Annotated in this window: 1 protein-coding gene; it reads left to right on the top strand. The window is 54.3% G+C overall.

What is annotated here, in order from left to right; translation table 11 throughout:
• Window positions 1-1,936: condensation domain-containing protein (locus AC5V8P_RS25335; protein ID WP_495474029.1), on the top strand; the 1,936-nt coding region annotated here is incomplete at both ends.

The raw sequence follows: 1,936 nt of genomic DNA, 5'->3' as shown, positions 1-1,936 counted from the left end.
TACTATGTCGCGGGACAAGAGCTAGGAGCCAGCGAGCTGAGAAGTGAGCTGGGCCGAGAGCTGCCAAGCTACATGGTGCCGTCCTACTTTGTACAGCTGGAGCAAATGCCGCTGAGTCCCAATGGCAAAATCGACCGTAAGGCCTTGCCAGCACCCGAAGGCAGCCTGCAAAGCGGAGTCGATTATATCCCGCCGCGGACGTGGGTGGAAGCGAAGCTGGCGCAAATTTGGCAGGACGTGCTGGGTCTGGCGCAGGTCGGCGTGAAGGAAAACTTCTTCGAGATCGGTGGACACTCGCTGCGGGCAACAACACTGGCCTCGAAGATTCACAAGGAGCTGCACAAGCAGCTTCCTCTGCGCAGTATTTTTGAAGCACCCACCATTGAACAATTGGCAGCTGTGCTGGAAGGGCTGGATCAGGTGGCGTATGCGTCCATTCCGGTAACGGAAGAGCGCAGCTTCTATCCACTATCCTCGGCGCAAAAACGACTGTATGTGCTGCATCAGTTCGATCCGCAGGATGTGAACTACAACATGCCGTCGGTGCTGCAAGTGAGCGGTCCGCTGGATGTGAAACGAGTGGAACATGTATTCCGTCAACTGATCGCCCGCCATGCAACGTTGCGTACCCGTTTTGAACTGATCGACGGTGAGCCGATGCAATGGATTGAAGACACGGTGCCGTTTGAGGTGGAATATACGAAGGTACAAGCAGCAGGTGCGACGGCGGATGCAGATCAGGACACAACTACAAATAGGTACACAAGGGTCAACGTAGAAGTGCAAGAACGGGTGCGGCGATTTGTCCGTCCGTTTGATCTCAAAGCTGCGCCGCTGCTGCGGGTAGGTTTGGTGGATTTGGGCGTATCAGGGGTAGAGCAGGAGGCTCAACATCTGCTTATGCTCGACATGCACCATATTGTCTCGGATGGGGTGTCCATGGAGGTCCTGACCGATGAGTTTGTCCGCTTGTATGGCGGTGAAGAGCTGGCGCCGTTGCGGATACAGTACAAGGATTATGCCGTATGGCAGCAAAGCGAAGCCCATCAGGAATGGATGCAGCGTCAGGAAACGTACTGGCTGAATACCTTCCAAGGTGAATTACCTGTACTGGATCTCTCTACGGACTTTGTCCGCCCAGCGGTACAGAGTACGGCAGGGGATACGATCGAATTTGTACTGGGGCGTGAGGTGAGTGAACGCCTGAAAGAACTGGCGGCGCAGACCGGCTCTACCTTGTATATGGTGCTGCTGGCGGCGTACACCACGCTCTTGCATAAATACACAGGTCAAGAGGACATCATCGTCGGCACGCCAATTGCCGGACGACCGCATGCCGAACTGGAAAGTCTGGTGGGTGTATTCATTAACACGCTGGCGATCCGCAATTATCCGTCCAGCGACAAAACCTTCCTGGATTATCTGCAAGAGGTCAAGGAGCACGCGCTCAGTGCGTATGAGCACCAGGACTATCCGTTTGAAGAACTGGTGGAAAAGCTGAATGTAGCGCGGGATACGAGCCGGAATGCGTTGTTTGACACGATGTTTGAATTGAAGACCTTAGAACAGCAGGAATTCGAGCTGGAAGGTCTGACCTTGAACTCCTATCCACTGGACAATCATACGGCCAAATTTGATTTGAGCTTGGAGGCCGTAGAGCAGCCGGAAGGTATGCTGTGCAGCCTGGAATATAGCACGGCGCTGTATAAGCCGGAGACCATGATGCGATTAGCCCAGCATTTTGCGGAAATCGTTCGAGCGATTGCCGATCATCCGCAGCAGCCACTGGCCGCTTTGAATATGGTCACCGCCGAGGAAAAAGAGCAACTTATCCACGGTTTTGGAGAAGTGGGAGTAAGAGATGTTGCTGCAGGCGAAGCAGGAGCCCTGTTCCATGCCTTGGTGGAAGAGCAGGCTCAGCTTGTACCGGATCACG

It is taken from the genome of Paenibacillus sp. N119s, assembly GCF_059447605.1.
This window is presented reverse-complemented; position numbering and strand designations above follow the sequence as displayed.